The 17,459-nt window shown below is 37.5% G+C and carries 20 protein-coding genes and 1 tRNA gene; 1 reads left to right on the top strand and 20 read right to left on the bottom strand.

Features of this window, described 5'->3' with window-relative positions; all coding sequences use genetic code 11:
• Positions 1–93: 93 nt before the first annotated feature.
• The 5 genes from E2636_RS04840 to clpP all read right to left on the bottom strand — a co-directional run bounded on the left by E2636_RS04840 (position 94) and on the right by clpP (position 3,777).
• Positions 94–327, bottom strand: a complete 234-nt coding sequence (locus E2636_RS04840) for a glutaredoxin family protein (RefSeq protein ID WP_134209212.1) — start codon at positions 325–327, stop codon at positions 94–96.
• On the bottom strand, positions 327–1,598 hold the full coding sequence (rpoN, locus tag E2636_RS04835) for an RNA polymerase factor sigma-54 (protein WP_134209211.1): 1,272 nt from the start codon (positions 1,596–1,598) through the stop codon (positions 327–329). The genes E2636_RS04840 and rpoN overlap by 1 nt, the downstream gene beginning before the upstream one ends.
• Positions 1,599–1,731: 133 nt before the next feature.
• Complete coding sequence (locus tag E2636_RS04830) at positions 1,732–2,496, bottom strand: TPM domain-containing protein (protein ID WP_134209210.1); 765 nt, start codon at positions 2,494–2,496, stop codon at positions 1,732–1,734.
• A complete protein-coding gene (locus tag E2636_RS04825) occupies positions 2,496–3,074 on the bottom strand; it encodes a LemA family protein (protein WP_017379168.1) in 579 nt (192 codons plus the stop codon). Before E2636_RS04825 ends, E2636_RS04830 begins: the two co-directional genes overlap by 1 nt.
• Before the next feature lie 109 nt (positions 3,075–3,183).
• Positions 3,184–3,777: an ATP-dependent Clp endopeptidase proteolytic subunit ClpP gene (gene clpP / locus E2636_RS04820; protein ID WP_017379169.1), complete on the bottom strand. Its 594-nt coding sequence runs from the start codon at positions 3,775–3,777 to the stop codon at positions 3,184–3,186.
• Positions 3,778–3,947: 170 nt separating this feature from the next.
• Here clpP and E2636_RS04815 point away from each other — a divergent pair.
• Positions 3,948–4,019, top strand: a tRNA-Arg gene (locus E2636_RS04815).
• A 49-nt stretch (positions 4,020–4,068) separates the two neighbouring features.
• Here E2636_RS04815 and E2636_RS04810 read toward each other — a convergent pair.
• The 15 genes from E2636_RS04810 to E2636_RS04740 form a co-directional block, all read right to left on the bottom strand.
• Positions 4,069–4,326 (bottom strand): HPr family phosphocarrier protein, encoded by a 258-nt coding sequence (locus tag E2636_RS04810; RefSeq protein WP_134209209.1) that lies wholly within the window; start codon positions 4,324–4,326, stop codon positions 4,069–4,071.
• Positions 4,327–4,411: 85 nt separating this feature from the next.
• Positions 4,412–5,356 (bottom strand): DNA-binding protein WhiA, encoded by a 945-nt coding sequence (gene whiA, locus E2636_RS04805; protein WP_017379171.1) that lies wholly within the window; start codon positions 5,354–5,356, stop codon positions 4,412–4,414.
• A 27-nt stretch (positions 5,357–5,383) separates the two neighbouring features.
• A complete protein-coding gene (locus E2636_RS04800; protein ID WP_134209208.1) occupies positions 5,384–6,376 on the bottom strand; it encodes a gluconeogenesis factor YvcK family protein in 993 nt (330 codons plus the stop codon).
• A gap of 4 nt (positions 6,377–6,380) precedes the next feature.
• Positions 6,381–7,265, bottom strand: coding sequence for an RNase adapter RapZ (gene rapZ / locus E2636_RS04795; protein WP_134209207.1), 885 nt, complete (start codon positions 7,263–7,265; stop codon positions 6,381–6,383).
• Complete coding sequence (locus E2636_RS04790) at positions 7,265–7,741, bottom strand: NUDIX hydrolase (RefSeq protein WP_134209206.1); 477 nt, start codon at positions 7,739–7,741, stop codon at positions 7,265–7,267. The genes rapZ and E2636_RS04790 overlap by 1 nt, the downstream gene beginning before the upstream one ends.
• A 376-nt stretch (positions 7,742–8,117) precedes the next feature.
• The gene (gene trxB / locus E2636_RS04785) at positions 8,118–9,068 is read right to left on the bottom strand and encodes a thioredoxin-disulfide reductase (RefSeq protein WP_134209205.1); all 951 of its coding nucleotides are present in this window, start codon (positions 9,066–9,068) and stop codon (positions 8,118–8,120) included.
• A 289-nt stretch (positions 9,069–9,357) separates the two neighbouring features.
• Complete coding sequence (locus E2636_RS04780) at positions 9,358–10,884, bottom strand: tetratricopeptide repeat protein (RefSeq protein WP_134209204.1); 1,527 nt, start codon at positions 10,882–10,884, stop codon at positions 9,358–9,360.
• A 73-nt stretch (positions 10,885–10,957) separates the two neighbouring features.
• Positions 10,958–11,593 carry a bifunctional phosphoribosyl-AMP cyclohydrolase/phosphoribosyl-ATP diphosphatase HisIE gene (hisIE, locus tag E2636_RS04775; protein ID WP_134209203.1) on the bottom strand — a complete coding sequence of 212 codons (636 nt, stop codon included), beginning with the start codon at positions 11,591–11,593 and terminating at the stop codon, positions 10,958–10,960.
• On the bottom strand, positions 11,590–12,348 hold the full coding sequence (gene hisF / locus E2636_RS04770) for an imidazole glycerol phosphate synthase subunit HisF (RefSeq protein WP_134209202.1): 759 nt from the start codon (positions 12,346–12,348) through the stop codon (positions 11,590–11,592). The genes hisIE and hisF overlap by 4 nt, the downstream gene beginning before the upstream one ends.
• On the bottom strand, positions 12,342–13,085 hold the full coding sequence (hisA, locus tag E2636_RS04765) for a 1-(5-phosphoribosyl)-5-[(5-phosphoribosylamino)methylideneamino]imidazole-4-carboxamide isomerase (RefSeq protein ID WP_134209201.1): 744 nt from the start codon (positions 13,083–13,085) through the stop codon (positions 12,342–12,344). Before hisA ends, hisF begins: the two co-directional genes overlap by 7 nt.
• Positions 13,082–13,735, bottom strand: coding sequence for an imidazole glycerol phosphate synthase subunit HisH (hisH, locus tag E2636_RS04760; protein ID WP_134209200.1), 654 nt, complete (start codon positions 13,733–13,735; stop codon positions 13,082–13,084). Before hisH ends, hisA begins: the two co-directional genes overlap by 4 nt.
• Positions 13,732–14,322, bottom strand: coding sequence for an imidazoleglycerol-phosphate dehydratase HisB (gene hisB / locus E2636_RS04755; protein WP_134209199.1), 591 nt, complete (start codon positions 14,320–14,322; stop codon positions 13,732–13,734). The genes hisH and hisB overlap by 4 nt, the downstream gene beginning before the upstream one ends.
• Positions 14,319–15,605 (bottom strand): histidinol dehydrogenase, encoded by a 1,287-nt coding sequence (gene hisD / locus E2636_RS04750; protein WP_134209198.1) that lies wholly within the window; start codon positions 15,603–15,605, stop codon positions 14,319–14,321. The genes hisB and hisD overlap by 4 nt, the downstream gene beginning before the upstream one ends.
• Positions 15,606–15,617: 12 nt before the next feature.
• Positions 15,618–16,247, bottom strand: a complete 630-nt coding sequence (hisG, locus tag E2636_RS04745; RefSeq protein WP_134209197.1) for an ATP phosphoribosyltransferase — start codon at positions 16,245–16,247, stop codon at positions 15,618–15,620.
• On the bottom strand, positions 16,240–17,424 hold the full coding sequence (locus E2636_RS04740) for an ATP phosphoribosyltransferase regulatory subunit (protein ID WP_134209196.1): 1,185 nt from the start codon (positions 17,422–17,424) through the stop codon (positions 16,240–16,242). Before E2636_RS04740 ends, hisG begins: the two co-directional genes overlap by 8 nt.
• Positions 17,425–17,459: the final 35 nt, after the last annotated feature.

Here is a 17,459-nt window from a genome sequence, read left to right as displayed (position 1 = left end):
GTTGGACGTTTTCTGTCCCACTCATTTATTTATCGTCCCGCTTCTACTATTAATATACTCTAATCTTTTAAATAGTGCAAATAAAAAAGACGTTTAGGAATTAAACGCCTCTAACAATGTCGGATAATCAATTCGTCCTTCTTGAATTACTTCTCCCTTATACTCAATAACAGGAATACGAAGTACATATTTTTCATGTATTTCATCATTTTCTTCAATATTAATTTCTTCAATATCTAGATGAACATCTTCTTTTACAAGTTGCAACATCATCCAGGCTTCTATGCATAATGAGCAGTTGGCGCGAGAATAAAATCGGATTTTCATCATGAATCCTTCCTTTCAAATCGTTTTCGTTTTGAAGAACTTACTATTAAAAGTTGTTTTCTATATTTCGTAATCACACGTCTTGATAAATGAATTCGTTCTTTCGTTAGCATATCGACAATTTTTTGATCTGATAGAGGCTTCTCCTTTTCTTCATGGTCAATAAAAGATTGAATGCGTGCTTTAACATGAGTAGCCGATACGTCTTCAGTAGAAGGTTGTGAGAAAAATGACTTTAATGATACAACCCCAGTTTTCGTTTGCAGATATTTCTCTCGTACAGCACGACTCACAGTTGACTCGTGTAATTCTAACAGTTCTGCTACATCCGTCATCGTCATCGGAACTAGAAATTGTGTACCATGCATGAAATATTTTTGTTGTCTATGGACAATTTCTTGTATGATTCTTTGCAAAGTTGATTTCCGCCACTGTAGTTGACCGTCAATATTACTTATTTCTTTTGATTTCTGTTTCATATAAGTCATGACATCAGCGTCTATCTGTGATGGCAATGTTTTCATATAAGCTTTATCAATATGGACTTTTGGGAAAGCATGTCCATAATAGATAATATTTAGTTCTTTTTCTTCAACTAGTACACAGGCATCTGGTTGAATGTATGAAGCCTTATGTTCTGTAATTAGTTGTAAAGGAGATGTTGAGAAATCGGATAATATATCAGCAATTTGTTGAATTTCTTCTAATGAAATATGCATCTTTTTCGCAAGCTCTTTCCACTTTCTATTAATTAGTAAATCAAAATGATTTATTACAATATCAATTGTTTGCTCAGACATTTCATGATATGTTGCTTGCAAAATAAGAGCGTGTTGCTTTGAAAATGCCCCTATCCCAATCGGCTCAAACTGTTGAATGACATCGATAGCTTCTTTAATTAAAGATTCCGGTTTGTTTGTCCATTTCCCATACTCTTCTAGGCTATCCATTAAAAAGCCATCTTCATTTATATCGTCCAAGAGCCACTTAACTAATTGAGTGAGTTCTTCAGTTAATTGAAAGTCGAGTAATTGTGAGTATAGTATGTCTTTATAAGAAGTATGATCAGGTATTTGCAGAACCATTTCTGGAGTAATCAGCAAAGGACCTTTTGAACGTATTTTTAACCAAGGGTTCTCTTGTTGTTTCTCTTTTAGAAAACTATTTAACTCATGAGTAGAAAAATTCAGGATTTCGAGTGATTGTCGTAACGATTGTGTCATTGCTAATTTTTGAGTTTGAAATTGTCTTTGACTTAGGCGTTGTTCCATACTAAACCACTCCTTTATTTTATTATACGAGACTTTATAAAGAAAAGAGTGAACGGTACTATTATTAACTTAAAAACGAAATTAGGTCCAGTTAAAAAGCGAGTGGCTAGGTATACCACTCGCTCCAATACACCTAAAATTTACGTCCTGCTCCTCCACCGCCAGAAGACCCGCCGCCACCGCTACGGAAACCACCGCCGCCGCCGACTCCTCCTCCAAATGAACCTGGCCCCATCATTGGAAATCCTCCACGTCTTCCACGAGAGCCTGGTCCCATGCCACCGCCTCCGCGATTTTTAAAAATCGTGTATAGCACTAGTACAATTATGATGACAATGATAAATGATAGAGAACTACCACCTTCATCAGCCTTAGCAGGTTCGACCGCTTCTCCATCCCAACCAAATTCGATTGCTATTTCTTGGTAAAAGACTTTCATTGTATTTAAAATCGCTTGATCTTCTTGATTATTCTTCATGTAAGGGATTGTATACTCATCTAAAATGCGTCCTACTTTTCCATCTGGTAAAGCCCCTTCTAGACCATAGCCGACTTCCACCCACAATTCCCTTGTATCCATGTCAATGACTAACAGAACACCGTTATTTTTCTCTGCATCACCTAATTGATATTCACGAAATGCTTGGTTCGCAAAATTTTGAATGTCTGCACCATCTAGTGAGTTGACTGTTAATACAGCGATTTGGGCACTAGTTGCATCATCTAAGCGAGCTGCTATTTTATTAAGCTCTGCTTTTTGTTCAGCATTTAGCAGTCCGGCAAAGTCTTGTGTATAAATGTCACCAACGGCTTTTGGAATTGATGCCGCCTGAATCATTGGCACATACGTCAACAGAAAAAATAGCACCGTTCCTACGAAGAGCGCAGCTTTTTTCATCAATCGTCAGCTCCTCCGAAATCAATTTTTGGTGCATCTTGTGCCGCTGCATCTGCTTTAAAGTATTCTTTTTCATCAAATCCAAAAATTCCAGCTAGCATGATACCTGGGAAACGTTTTACTTTGCGGTTAAAATCAGCTACTACATTATTATAATCTTGGCGTGCTACTGATAAACGATTTTCTGTCCCTGCTAGTTCATCCATTAATTGCCGGAAATTAACATCAGACTTAAGATCGGGATAATTTTCTACAACCACTAATAATCGGCTTAAAGCACCTGATAATTCATCATTCGCTGTTGCTTGATCTTCAGGAGAACCAGCTCCAGCTAAACGAGCACGAGCTTCAGTTACACTATCAATCACTTCTTTTTCTTGATCCGCAAATCCTTTTACGCTTTCCACTAAATTTGGAATTAAATCAAGTCGCCTTTGCAATTGATTTTCTACTTGAGCGTAAGCTTGATCCACATTTTCTTCACCATTTACAAATCCGTTATAACTAGGAATTAACATAAGAGCTAATACGACAATCAAAAGTACTACAATCATAATTGGACCTAAAGTCTTTTTCATATTTTCCACCTCTTGGTTAGTTTAGTAAAGTATCTACCTTATTATGAGAAATTAAAACTTAATTAAAAAAAGCTACAATGACTTTAAAAGTCACTGTAGCTTAATTATATTATTTTTTTAATTCACTTCGAGAAATTATATGATCAACTAAGCCATATTCTTTCGCGCGTTCAGCTGTCATAAAGTTATCACGTTCTGTGTCTTTTGCAATGACTTCAATCGTTTGACCTGTACGCTCAGCCAAAATTCCGTTTAACTTGTCACGTAAAAATAAAATACGTTTTGCAGCAATGTCAATTTCCGTTGCTTGCCCTTGAGCTCCACCTAGTGGTTGGTGAATCATGACTTCAGCATTTGGTAACGAATAACGTTTGCCTTTGGTTCCAGCTGCTAGTAAGAAAGCACCCATTGATGCAGCCATTCCGATACAGATTGTTTGCACGTCTGGTCTAATAAATTGCATTGTGTCAAAAATCGCCATACCCGCTGTGATACTACCACCTGGGCTGTTAATGTAAATTGAAATGTCTTTTTCTGGATCATCTGCTTCTAGGAAAAGTAATTGGGCAACAATAGAGTTTGCAACATTGTCATCAATACCACTTCCTAGCATAATTACTCGGTCTTTAAGTAAACGTGAGTAAATGTCATAAGCACGTTCTCCACGGCTTGTTTGTTCAATAACTGTAGGAATTAAGTTCATCGAAATTGCCTCCTTTAAACATAAATTAATTTTCTTACATACTGAGTCTCTTAAGCTGTTCTCAGTTGTTACCTTATCATATACAAGTTGGTCAAGAAAGGTCAATTATTATGCACAGAAAAGGACAGTTGAATTTTGTTGTTTAACTTTGTATAATAATAGAGTCGCCTGCCCTCGTGGTGCAACGGATAGCACATGAGCCTCCGAAGCTTAAAATGTGAGTTCGATTCTCGCCGAGGGCATCATTTAAGTTAGAGAAAAAAACCTACGATTTAAATCGGAGGTTTTTTTCTATTCTTCTTTTTGAATCATTGCAGTTAATCCAGCTACCGCTTGTTGCTCATCAGAACCTTCAGCGCTAATTATTACTGCAGTTCCTTTACTAATTGCTAAGCTCATAATACCCATAATACTTTTTGCATTCACTTTTTTCTCACCTTTTTGTAAATACACATCTGCTTGAAAACGATTTGCTTCTTGTACAAAAAGAGCAGCCTGTCGTGCCTGCAATCCAGATTTCAATGCTACTTGTACTTGTTTTTCCGCCATTCGTTCATGCCTCCCTAAACTCTTTTTGTTCATGTATGGTGTATATGTTAGACGATTTAGACTATATCCACAACTATCGATTGCCTTAAGAAAAAGCCGCACCACCGCGAAGTCCATCTGCTATTTCATCAAGTTTACGCAACCGATGATTAATACCTGATTTACTAATGGTTCCTGTAGAAACCATCTCTCCAAGCTCCTTTAATGTCACATCTTGATATTCGACACGCAAACGAGCAATTTCCCTTAGTTTCTCTGGTAGTTGATCTATACCAATTGCGTTATCGATATACCGTATATTTTCCACTTGGCGAATTGCTGCTCCAATGGTTTTGTTTAAATTTGCAGTTTCACAGTTTACAAGTCGATTCACACTATTTCTCAAGTCACGGATAATACGAACGTCTTCAAATTTCAACAACGCGTGATGTGCCCCAGTAATACTAAAGAAATCCGAGATTTTCTCCGCTTCTTTCAAGTATGTTACAAATCCTTTTTTACGTTCGATTGTTTTAGCATTTAGTTTGAAACCATTCATTAAGTCCACGAGTGCTTCACTATGGTCTTTATATACTGAATATACTTCTAAATGATAAGCAGATGTTTCAGGATTGTTGACTGATCCACCAGCTAAGAATGCACCTCGCAAATAGGCACGCTTACAACAATTCTTTTTAACCAGTTCAGCAGAAATCGTGTGGTTAATCTGGAAATCTTCTGAGATAATTTTTAAATCTTCTAGTAATGCTTTTGATCCATCACGCACTCGACATATATACACATTATTCTTCTTTAATCGCATCTTTTTACGTACCAATAATTCTACTCGGTAGGGATACAACTCTTTCATTAAGGTATATAAGCGCCTTGCAATTGCAGCATTTTCAGTTTGAACGTCTAAACTTAAACTACGATTAGCAAATGAAAGCGCACCATTCATGCGAATTAGTGCAGATAACTCTGCTTTCGCACAACAAGGTATTATGTCAGCTTGCGTCAGTTCTTTTTTAGTTTCAGATGCAAACGACATAAGTGTTCCCCCTTTCGAGCGAAAGAGTTAGAAAAGTGATTGCTTAATGGCATTTTCTCTATCTTCCGCGTATTGGACTAGCCATTCAGCAACTTTAGTTGCTTCATGTCTTATGGCTCCATCCTGAATGGTCGCTATATCTTTTTTGACCACTGTTATTCCTAATTCATTTAATAGGGACTCATCATAACTAACCGGCTTGGCTAATTCTTGTTCGTATACTTTTTGTATGGACAATGGCACTTGATCTGTATTTAGCAAAATCGTTTGTATAAAAGGTTCTCCCATATGTAAGGTAAGCGCGCGAACATGATCTGCGGCCGTGTAATCAAGAGTTTCTCCAGCTTGTGTCATTAAATTACAAATGTATATGTTGGGAGCTTTTGATTGAAGAATAGCTTTTTTAATACCTTGTACTAATAAATTAGGTAAAATACTAGTATATAAACTTCCTGGACCAATTACGAGTAAATCAGCTTTCCGAATGGCTTTAATAGTATCTGCAAGCGGTTCCACATCGGTTGGTGTTAAAAATACACGATGAATTCGTTGGTTGTAAGTAGGAATTTTTGATTCCCCCGTTACAATTGTTCCATCTTCGAGTTCAGCATGAAGTGTAATTGTCTGATTTGCAGCTGGTAATATCGTCCCATGAACATTTAATACACGACTCATTTCACGAATTGCATGTGAAAAGTCACCTGTAATATCTGTTAACGCCGTCAACATTAGATTACCAAGGGAATGTCCACCTAAGTCTTCAGATTGACTGAAACGATACTGGAACATTTCTTCTACTAGAGGTTCCACATCTGATAATGCAGCCATTACTTTTCGAATATCTCCTGGAGGAGGAATATCGTAATCGTCTCGAAGTCTACCTGAACTTCCTCCGTCATCTGCAACTGTTACAATTGCAGTAATGTCTAAAGGAAACTTCTTTAATCCCCGAAGTAACGTGGATAAACCCGTTCCCCCACCGATTATGACTATTCTTTTACGGCGTTTGGGACGTGCCATTCCATCAATCCTTCCTATGTGTAATATCGCGATGCGTAATTACAGTTTGATAATCTTTTTGATACAACTCTGCAAAGTATTCCGTAAGGGTTACTGAGCGATGTTGTCCACCTGTACAACCAAATGCGATAACAAGTTGGCGTTTACCTTCTCGTTTATACTGAGGAATCATATAAGTAAGTAAATCTGTTAATTTTTCAATTAATACTTGAGTTTCAGGTTTATTTAATACATAATCTGATACATCAGAATCTAAGCCTGATTTCGGTCGTAAATCTTCTATATAGTAAGGGTTTGGTAAGAATCGCACATCAAAAACTAAATCAGCATCTATAGGCATACCATGTTTGTACCCAAATGACATAATATTTAAGGTAAATGTAAAGTTTCCTTTTGATGAAAACTCTCCTTGAATTTTTTCACGAAGCTCTTTCGGTTTTAAAGTAGAAGTGTTGTAAATGAATTGTGATCTCCCTTTCAACTCCGAAAGCAATAAACGTTCTTTTGCAATGCCTTCTAGTGGCAACCCTGCAGGTGCAAGTGGATGTGAGCGACGTGTTTCTTTGTAGCGTCTGACGAGTGTTTCATCGTCTGCTTCTAAAAATAATATCTTCGGAGTCACCACACTCCCTTTCGCCATTTCATCTAGAGCACCAATTAAAGAATCAAAAAAATCTCCGCCGCGCATATCCATAACAGTAGCAATTCGGTTCATGTCTTTACCTGATTCTTTCATTAGCTTTAAAAAAGTCAATAAAAGAGCAGGTGGTAAGTTATCGATACAGAAAAAGCCTAGATCTTCGAAACTTTGAATGGCTACTGTTTTCCCAGCGCCAGACATGCCGGTAATAATGACAAATTCTGAATCTTGAGTTGATTGTAATTCCATCAATGTTCCTCTCCTTCATATGACACTTGAATATCTTCTTTGATTAATTCAAAATCTGTTGTATACACAAATGTTCCGTACTGAACTCCTTTGCCAGAAACAGCAAACTGTAAATTTGTACGATCCCCTTCAGCCATTGGTAAATGAGCTAAGTCTTCCACAGGATGCCATTCCAGGATACCCTCTTTAGTGATTTCAAAAGGAATTCCTTCTAAATCATATGAAACAAATGTGAATAACATCCATTCACTTTCTACTTGTTGCTCATCACGTGTAACCATGGTGTACACACCTTTTAAATGGGGATTTGCTGGTGTTGTATTTGTTTCTTCTTTAAACTCTCTTATTGCTGAATTGTAGATGGACTCGCCGGCTTCCATTTTCCCACCAGGTGCGACATACCAATTTCTGCGTGGTTTCTTTAATAAAAGTACTTGATTATCTTTTAAAACAATTAAATTTGCTATACGTTGCACATTCGACACTCCACATCCAAGTAAACTCACTAATTCTATTATACAACTTTGATGGAGTGCATATCAAAAAGTATGCAAAAATAAAAAGCGAAGGGCGCTTTAGTTCAGCACTTTTGGGTCGAACCCTTAAATGCTAGCTTTATTCTCCTCCAAGGAGGACCCACCCATATTGGGTAACCAACTATAATCTGACTTGGATGTTTGGAAGTTGATCGACCCGCGAGCTAGATACACAAAAAAGAGGCTACTCCGTCGATTTCAATCGAGAAGCAGCCTGACAAAATGTTGCTATAAAAAGGGGGGTCAATTTACTATCTTTAATATACACTTTAATTGTTGCGATAGTATTACAACTGGATTAAAGAATGATTAAAAATTAAGATTTTACATTTAATTTTTCATGTAACTCTTCAATGTAATGTTGCGCAGCTTGAGCAGCAATACTGCCATCACCTGTTGCTGTGACAATTTGTCTTAATGTTTTTTCTCGCACATCTCCTGCAGCAAAAATACCTGGAATGCTTGTTTCCATTTGATCGTTAGTTAAGATATAGCCATTTTCATTCAAGATACCTAAGTTTGCAAAGGGTTTTGTTAGTGGAAGCATACCAATATAAATAAATACACCTTCCGCTTTAAATTCATGTTCAGAATCATCAACAGTTGATGCCAATGTAACGCTTCCCACTTTTCCTTTTTCATCGTTAATTTCTTTTACGGTATGATTCCAAATAAAATCAATTTTTTCATTTGCAAATGCACGGTCTTGTAGAATTTTTTGGGCACGTAACTCTTCACGACGGTGAACAATTGTCACTTTGCTTGCAAAACGAGTTAAATACACACCCTCTTCAACAGCAGAGTCTCCTCCGCCAACAACGACTAATTCTTTATTTCTAAAGAAAGCCCCATCACAGACTGCACAATAGCTTACTCCGCGTCCACCGAGTTCCGTTTCGCCTGGAATACCCATTTTTTTATATTCAGCACCTGGAGTTAATATAACGGCACGCGCTTTATATTCTTTTCCTCCAGCTTTTATTGTTTTAAAAGCTTCGCCATCAATAATCTCTTTTACATCTCCATAAGCATACTCTGCGCCAAATTTCTTCGCATGGTCAAACATTTTGGTTGAAAGTTCTGGCCCTAAAATATGTTCAAAACCAGGATAATTCTCAACCTCTTCAGTATTTGCCATTTGGCCACCTGGAATTCCTCGCTCAATCATTAAAGTCGATAAGTTTCCACGTGATGTATATACAGCTGCTGTCATGCCCGCAGGTCCTGCGCCAATAATCACAACATCATAAATTTTTTCTTCACTCATTAATAAACCTCCTAAACCATAGTCCGCTCACAAATCTTATAAGATTTATGGTAGTGATTCAACTTTTTTGCTTATGTTTTAAGTTTACATGACTTAAGTCTCATTTATAAAATTCTTTCAGTAAAAACCTAAGGTGATTTTAGTTATCATGAGATTCCTAATAATAAAGTCTCTGCATTTACTAAATATTGAAGGAAGGTAAATTTATAAACACCTCACTTTAAGTTTGATTCTTCATAAAAGAAAAAAATGCCCTCACAGCATGATTGAAATCATGAATGTGTGGACATTAATTATCAAATAGTGGTAAGTATTGAGTAAGTTCATTTATATATTTGGTCAAAGTTGGCGTTGTAATTCCATAATGTTCAGCAAACGCCTTTTTTGTAATTCCTTGAGTTCGCGATGACTGGAACATATAATCAGCTGCTGCCGCTAAAGCTTTTGGATTTTTAAATTCATAGCCTTTATCAATTGCACGTTCAATCAAAACAAACCACATTTGAAACAAAAACGACCCGTCAATTGTCACAGGATGATTATCCATATACAAAATCTCCGTCGCTTCAAGTGCACGTTTAAAAGAACGTTCAGTCGGTTGATTCGTTTTGAATCCATGTCCTAAAGCATGACCTAATAACCATTTTTCCATAATAGAATAAGTTTCAATATTTACCCATTCTGGATGGGCCATTATTTCTTGATGATGAGCAGTCTTACCAAGTAAAAACAAACCAAACATACGCTCACTACGATACGCATTTTCGAGTTTTTCTACTATAAAATCACGATTATGCTCCATCCCTTTTAAAGATTCGCCTTCTTGTTGACCAGCCCAAGGTTCAAGTCCTTCTTTTTCAGGATCAATTTGTATCAACTGCTTCCAATAATGACGTGCTTCATTTTCATGACCCGAAAAATAAGCTGAATGTGATAACCAAAAATAAAATCCTGGATCACCTTCATACCCTCGTTTTTGAAGTGAGCGTAACCATTTGTATGCATCATCATAGCGACCCACTAAAGCAAAAGTTGCACCAAGTTTGTATCGATGTTCCAACATATACGGTTGGATTTTGCTCAGCAAATTTAACAAATGACTGAGCTCCTGCTCATTTTTATCGTAATAGTGGACAACCGCTAAGTTACACAATGCATGTAAATTACCTGTGTTATCTTCTAATACTTTATGCAGTAAAGTTTTCGCTTGATCGACTTTACCTACATAAAAATAAGCTAGTGCTAAGTTATTATAAGCCGCCCAAAATTCCGGATTTTCTTCAATTAACTTTTCCAAGACTTCAATAGCTTGATCAAAGTTACCTTTTTCCATCATACGTCTGGCTTTTTCTTGAATAGTTAAGATTTCACTTCCAAAATTATCTTCTTCAAACAAAGACCAATCTCCTTGTTCTGAAAAATCAATGATTTCCAACGCTTCCTCAGCATAAACGCCAGTCATATCCAATTCAACATACTTTTTTGCAAACTTGCGGGCATCTGAAAGAAAGCCTATATGTGCATTGACTTCCGCTAAGAAAAAAATGATTTCTGTTTCAGTAGGGTCAATACTATGTGCATTTTGCAATAAATCAAGTGCATGGTCGTAACTTTCATTCTCCATTTCCACAATAGCGTATTGCATTAGAATATGCGGATCATCTGGACTGAGCTCCGATGCACGTTTTAAATATTTATGGGCCTTTTCAAACTTCTCTCGATTTAAAGCTTGTAATGCTTTTTGATAATAATATTCGCCGGTTGGAATAAACGAGACGATGTTTTCTTTCGCTGGTTTTATGTGTTTTTTTTCCAATTGATGCCTCCGAAAAAATAAAAAGGAACACACTAGGTTCCTTTTCAGTATTTCTCTATTATATCACAGAAATTTATGATTTACTCTCATGTCGTTTTTGTAATACTTCTAATACATCGTACAAATTCACTTTTTGTTCTTGCAACAGCACTAATAAATGATACAGTAAATCAGCCGCTTCCCATTGTAGTTCTTCTGCGTCACGGTTTTTTGCAGCAATGACCACTTCTGTCGCTTCTTCTCCTATTTTTTTACCAATTTTATCTACGCCTTTTTCAAATAAATACGTAGTATATGCCCCTTCAGGCATTGATTTTTCGCGATCCTGAATAACCTGAACTAAGTTAGCTAATATCCCAAAGCTTCCAACCGCTTGACCTGGAGCAACGATGACTTTATGAAAACAACTAACTTCACCAGTGTGACAAGCCGGTCCTTTAGGAAGCACTTCAACTACTAATGCATCTTCATCACAATCTGCTCTTATTGCAACGACTTGTTGCGTGTTTCCACTCGTCGCACCTTTATTCCACAACTCTTGTCTAGAACGACTATAAAACCAAGTTTCTTTAGTTTCAATTGTTTTTTCAAGTGACTCTCGGTTCATATACGCGACCGTTAGCACTTCTTTCGTTTGTGCGTTTTGAACAACCACTGGTATCAGTCCACGTTCATCAAACTGTATAGATTCTATTTGGTATTTTATCATCTAACTGACACTCCCTTTTCTCGCAAGATACTTTTCACTTCTTTTACGCTAGTTTCTTTGTAATGAAAAATAGAAGCTGCAAGTGCCGCATCTACATCGACTTCTGTAAAAACATCATAAAAGTGTTGCGCATTACCTGCCCCGCCGCTTGCAATTACAGGAACGTTGACAGCATCTCTAACAGCTTTCGTTAAAGCTAAATCAAAGCCACTTTTTTCACCATCTTGATTCATTGAAGTTAGGAGTATCTCGCCAGCTCCTAAACGTGTTGCTTCTTTCGCCCAATTAACAGCTGTCCACTGCGTTACACGGCGCCCACCATGCGTATAAACCATCCATGTGTCATCTACTTCTGACCATTTAGCGTCAATTGCGACTACTATACATTGTGAACCGAAAAATGCTGCACCTTCTGCAATTAACTCAGGGCTCTCTATTGCTGATGTATTTACTGAAACTTTATCCGCACCTGCACGCAACATGTTTTTCATATCATCAAGTGTACGGATTCCTCCTCCAACTGTAAAAGGAATGGCTAATTCGGATGCAGATTGACGTACCATATCTACCATCGTTTCTTTGCCTTCATGTGAAGCAGAAATGTCTAAAAAAACCAACTCATCTGCCCCTTGTTCATCGTAAAACTTTGCAAGTTCTACTGGATCTCCAGCATCACGTAACGATACAAATTGAACACCTTTTACAACACGACCTTCTTTCACATCTAAACAAGGAATGATACGTTTTGTTAACATGTAGTCACCTCATTTAATGCTTCAGGTAAAGAGAATCGGTTTTCATAAAGTGCTTTGCCTATAATGACGCCACCAATTGTTGACTGAGTACCTGCTTGTACTACTCTTTTAATATCTGCAAGTGAGCTAATTCCACCAGAAACAATTACTTCAGCTCCTGTCGCTTCAGCAAGGGTTTCATTCGCAGTTATATTAGGTCCTGTTAATGTACCATCTGTCGCAATATCCGTAAAAATCAAGACTTCTGCACCATGGTTTGCAAAATACTGTCCAACTTCAATCGCCGACTTCGTTGAAGTTTCTAACCAACCATGAGTCGCAACCATTCCATCTTTTGCATCAAGCCCTATAACAATTCGCGCTCCACCAAATTTCTTAATTAATGACACCGCTAACTCTGGTTGGGAAATAGCTAAGCTTCCTATAATTACTCGAGTGACTCCATTATCAAGATAATGCTGTACATCTTCTTCTGTACGAATCCCGCCACCTATTTGAACATTCACACCTAACTCTGTTGCAGCTCGAATGACATCCTTATCATGAATGCGTTTGCCATCTTTCGCTCCATCTAAATCAACCATATGTATCCACTTTGCCCCTTGGTTTGCAAAGGATTTGGCCATTTCAAAAGGAGAGTCTGCATAGATGGTTTCTTGATTGTAATCACCTTTAAACAAGCGAACACACTTGCCTCCACGCATATCAATTGCTGGATATATGTCAATCGATGTCATGTTTGATCTCTCCTCTTTTGAACTTGCTTAACCCATTTAGTTAATAAGTATTTACCAAACGGTCCCGATTTTTCTGGATGAAACTGCATGCCCGTGAAATTATCTTTTTGAACAAGACCAGGTACGAATTGACCAGCATATGTACTACTTGCGACTACTTCATGTTGTCGCGTATTTTGAGCTAAATAGGAGTGCACGAAGTACACATGTGTTGAATCTTCTTTATCTAGACCATCTAACCATTCAGGTTGATGTGTAAAAGACAGAGGATTCCAGCCCATATGAGGAATTCGCACGCGTTGTTGTTGTGAGTCAAGTTTATCAAATTTTTGAATATTGCCTGTGAAAATGCCTAAACCTTTTGTTAAGCCATTTTCATTACTGTCTTCATACAAAAGTTGCATGCCTAAACAAATGCCTAGTAGTGGTATATTCGTTTTTGCAAGTTGCTTAATATAGTCATCCAAACCTAATTCACTTAATTGACTCATGGCATCAGGAAATGCCCCTACACCCGGTAAAATATATCCATCCATTTGATTTAATTTGTTTATATCTGACGTAATGAATACTTCACATTCAAGTCGGAGTAAAGCTTGTTCGACACTATATAAATTACCCATCCCGTAATCAATTACACCAATTTTCATGTTAATAATCCTTTCGTAGACGGTACTCCTTGGACACGTGGATCGATTGAGACCGCTTCATCCAGTGCTCTTGCTAATGCTTTGAAAATAGCTTCAATCATGTGGTGTGTATTGTGACCGTAGTGAACAATGACATGCACATTCATACGTGCTTCGAGTGCAAACTTCCATAAAAACTCATGGACAAGTTCTGTATCGAATTTCCCTACTTTTTCATTGGGAAAAGTAGCTCTAAATTCAAGGTGAGGTCGGTTCGAACAATCAATAATTACTTGAGCTAACGCATCGTCCATAGGTACAAAAGCATTGCCGTAACGACGAATCCCTTTTTTATCCCCCAGTGATTCTTGTACTACTTGTCCTAAAACAATACCTATATCTTCAGTTGTATGGTGATCATCTATATGTGTATCCCCAGACGCTTGAATGGTGGCGTTAAAGAGTCCATGTTTTACAAATAAATCAAGCATATGGTCCATAAAAGGAACGCCTGTATCAATCGTTGCTTTACCTTCGCCATCTAATTGAAATGTAACATTCACTTGTGTTTCATTTGTTATTCGAATTATGGTTGCTTCACGTGTCATGATTGGTCCATCTCCTTTGTCCATCCTCTTGATTCTACTGCTCGTGCATGACCTTCTAAACCTTCCATCCTTGCAAGTCGCGCAATTTTAGGTGCGTGCTCAAGCCAAGTCTCTTTTGTATAATAAATCACGCTTGTCTTCTTAATAAAATCATCAACCGATAATGGACTCGAAAATCGTGCTGTACTATTTGTTGGTAATACGTGGTTCGTTCCAGCAAAGTAGTCCCCAATAGGCTCTGAACTGTATCTACCTATAAAAATCGCTCCTGCATGACGAATTTTCTGTGCAATATCATGTGAATTATTTGCAATGATTTCTAAATGCTCGGGTGCTAACTTATTAACTGCTTCAATAATACCGTCGATTGTTTCTGCTACATAGATTTTTCCGAACTTTTCAACAGCTGCCCGAGCAATCTTTTCGCGTGGTAGCGTAATTAGTTGTTTTTCAACTTCGTGAGCGACTTCATGTGCAAAGAAGTCGCTTGTGGTTAGTAATATTGGGCAAGCCATTGGATCATGTTCGGCTTGAGATAATAAATCTGCAGCTACTTCGTCGGCATACGCTGTTTCATCAGCAATTATTGCAATTTCACTAGGACCTGCAATCATATCAATTGCGACTACTCCAAAGACTTCTCGTTTTGCTAGTGCCACAAAAACATTCCCTGGACCAGTTATCTTATCCACAGATTCAATTGATTCTGTACCATATGCCAACGCAGCAATTGCTTGAGCCCCGCCTATTTTATAAATCTCTTCAATGCCTAAAATTGATGCAGCTACCAATACTGCATCAGGAAGTGCACCTTGATCGTTTGGGGGAGAGACAATCACAATTCGTTCCACACCGGCCACTTGAGCTGGGATAACATTCATTAATAGCGAAGAAGGGTAGGCAGCTGAACCACCGGGTACGTATAGTCCCACAGAATCAAGCGGATTCACTCGTTGACCGATAAACGATCCATTTTTCACATCTACCTCATATGATAATCGCTTTTGTTTCTCATGAAAAACACGAATATTATGAGCAGCTTCTTCTAAATCTCTTTTAAGTTGTGGATCAAATTTATCTTTTGCACTCTCAATTTCTGCTTTTGAAATACGGAAATTATGTAATGTAACATGATCCCATTTCTCGCTGTATTCCTTGATAGCATTATCACCACGATTTTTCACATCAGCTAAAACCAATCTCACCGTATTTAATTGTTCTGCATTGCCCATCTCTACTGATCGTTTTAATGAAATATCTTTTGATAAAGAAACGATTTGCACGGTACTTCCCCCCTACTCCATTGACTCTTTTAGTCGCCTTACCATGTCCCGTATCCGTTCACTTTTTAATCGGTAACTTACTGGATTTACAATTAACCTCGATGTCACATCTACAATATGCTCATATTCAACTAACCCATTTTCTGTTAATGTTCGCCCGGTTGATACAATATCTACAATTCGATCAGCTAATCCGATCATCGGTGCCAGCTCAATTGAGCCATTCAAGCCGATAATTTCAACTTGCTCGCCTTTTTCTTTATAAAAATCAGAAGCAATTTTCGGATATTTAGTTGCTACGCGAGGTGCAATGTCATTTAACATAGTATTTGGTAACCCTGCTGTCGCGATATAACATTGACTAATCTTCAAATCAAGCAATTCATGAACGCTACGTTTTTGCTCAAGTAATACGTCTTTACCCGCTATTCCAATATCTGCAACTCCATGTTCTACATAAACAGGTACATCCATTGGTTTTGCTAAAATAAAGCGAATTTTTTCATTAGGAACTTCGACGATGAGTTTTCGAGAATCTTCTAAATCATCGGGTAACTGAAAACCTGCTTTTTGAAGCAACGCATACGCTTCTTCAAAAATCCGTCCTTTCGGCATTGCAATTGTCAGTTCACTCTTACTCATTATTGGCATCTCCCTCTATTAACCACACAACGTCTGTAAAATTCATTTGGAATGCTTGTTGGTCTTCAACACTTTTAAGAAACTGAATGGTCGTTTGAACCCCTTCATTTCTTAATTTTTTTGCATCTTTAACAGCGTTCATATAATTAGCTTCATCAAAAAAGATTAGTGTTCGGGATTCACGTTTAGTTGAAGTTGTCATCACTTCGAGCAGTCGATCGACTCGCAACCCAAATCCAGTTGCACCTACGTCTGAATTAAATTCTTGTAGTAAGCCATCATAGCGGCCTCCGTTGCCAATCGCAAAACCAGACCCACTCGCAAAGACTTCGAACAACATTCCTGTGTAATAACTCATTTCACTCGTTAATGTTAAATCGTAGGTCACCATATTTGAAAGTCCTGCGTTTTCTAATAACGCTGACAAATTGCTTAGATAAGAAAACATATTCACTTGTGTGTGATTGGTTTCATCGATAAATGGACGTAATTGTTGAATTGATTGAACATTAGAAGCCTGTCCAATAAATTCAATAAAGCGATTTTCATCTTCTTTTGAAAGCTTATATGTTTTTACTGCTTCTTCAAATCCAACCAAATTCTTTTCTACCAGTAATTTAAGTAATTCTCTCACTTGTTCTTTAGATTGCGTAAGTTGTATCAAAATCGATTGCAATAGACCCGCATGTCCTACTGTTAATCGATAATCTTTTATCCCAAGTTTCTGAACAAATTCAGAAGCTGTTATAATCATTTCTGCATCAGCATAAACAGAGGCATCCCCTATTAACTCAACGCCCATCTGTTCAAATTCAGCTGGTCTTCCGCCTTCATGTTCTTGTGCACGAAATACATTAGCGAAATACGCTAGACGCAATGGAATTTGTTCTTTTAATAGTTTTGAGGTTGCAACACGAACAATCGGCGTTGTCATATCCGGTCTTAAAACAAGCGTCTCTCCTTGGCGATCCACTAGTTTAAATAGGGCAGAATCCGGAATAGCCGATGCTTTTCCTATAGTCTCATAATATTCTACAGTTGGCGTTTTTATAAAATCAAAACCACGTGATTGGAAAAATTGTCTTCCAATGTCACGCACCTTTTCTTTTTTCTCATTAATTAGTGGAAAAGAATCTCTCATTCCAAGTGGCTTTTCGAATTTTCGTATTGGTGTCATTTATTACTCACTTCCTAAATAAGGATATTTTACTT

It is taken from the genome of Paenisporosarcina antarctica (assembly GCF_004367585.1).
Taxonomy (GTDB): Bacteria; Bacillota; Bacilli; order Bacillales_A; family Planococcaceae; genus Paenisporosarcina; species Paenisporosarcina antarctica.
The sequence above is the reverse complement of the archived record's forward strand: the minus strand, read 5'-3'. Positions and strand labels throughout refer to the sequence as shown.

Coding starts and splice junctions, on each gene's coding strand:
- E2636_RS04840 (WP_134209212.1), bottom strand. CDS start 327: ATGAAAATCCGATTTTATTCTCGCGCCAACTGCTCATTATGCATAGAA.
- hisG (WP_134209197.1), bottom strand. CDS start 16,247: ATGAGTAAGAGTGAACTGACAATTGCAATGCCGAAAGGACGGATTTTT.
- hisA (WP_134209201.1), bottom strand. CDS start 13,085: ATGACATCGATTGACATATATCCAGCAATTGATATGCGTGGAGGCAAG.
- hisF (WP_134209202.1), bottom strand. CDS start 12,348: ATGTTAACAAAACGTATCATTCCTTGTTTAGATGTGAAAGAAGGTCGT.
- E2636_RS04825 (WP_017379168.1), bottom strand. CDS start 3,074: ATGAAAAAGACTTTAGGTCCAATTATGATTGTAGTACTTTTGATTGTC.
- E2636_RS04800 (WP_134209208.1), bottom strand. CDS start 6,376: ATGGCACGTCCCAAACGCCGTAAAAGAATAGTCATAATCGGTGGGGGA.
- whiA (WP_017379171.1), bottom strand. CDS start 5,356: ATGTCGTTTGCATCTGAAACTAAAAAAGAACTGACGCAAGCTGACATA.
- E2636_RS04810 (WP_134209209.1), bottom strand. CDS start 4,326: ATGGCGGAAAAACAAGTACAAGTAGCATTGAAATCTGGATTGCAGGCA.
- E2636_RS04830 (WP_134209210.1), bottom strand. CDS start 2,496: ATGAAAAAAGCTGCGCTCTTCGTAGGAACGGTGCTATTTTTTCTGTTG.
- rpoN (WP_134209211.1), bottom strand. CDS start 1,598: ATGGAACAACGCCTAAGTCAAAGACAATTTCAAACTCAAAAATTAGCA.
- clpP (WP_017379169.1), bottom strand. CDS start 3,777: ATGAACTTAATTCCTACAGTTATTGAACAAACAAGCCGTGGAGAACGT.
- trxB (WP_134209205.1), bottom strand. CDS start 9,068: ATGAGTGAAGAAAAAATTTATGATGTTGTGATTATTGGCGCAGGACCT.
- hisIE (WP_134209203.1), bottom strand. CDS start 11,593: ATGATAAAATACCAAATAGAATCTATACAGTTTGATGAACGTGGACTG.
- hisB (WP_134209199.1), bottom strand. CDS start 14,322: ATGACACGTGAAGCAACCATAATTCGAATAACAAATGAAACACAAGTG.
- E2636_RS04740 (WP_134209196.1), bottom strand. CDS start 17,424: ATGACACCAATACGAAAATTCGAAAAGCCACTTGGAATGAGAGATTCT.
- rapZ (WP_134209207.1), bottom strand. CDS start 7,265: ATGGAATTACAATCAACTCAAGATTCAGAATTTGTCATTATTACCGGC.
- hisH (WP_134209200.1), bottom strand. CDS start 13,735: ATGAAAATTGGTGTAATTGATTACGGGATGGGTAATTTATATAGTGTC.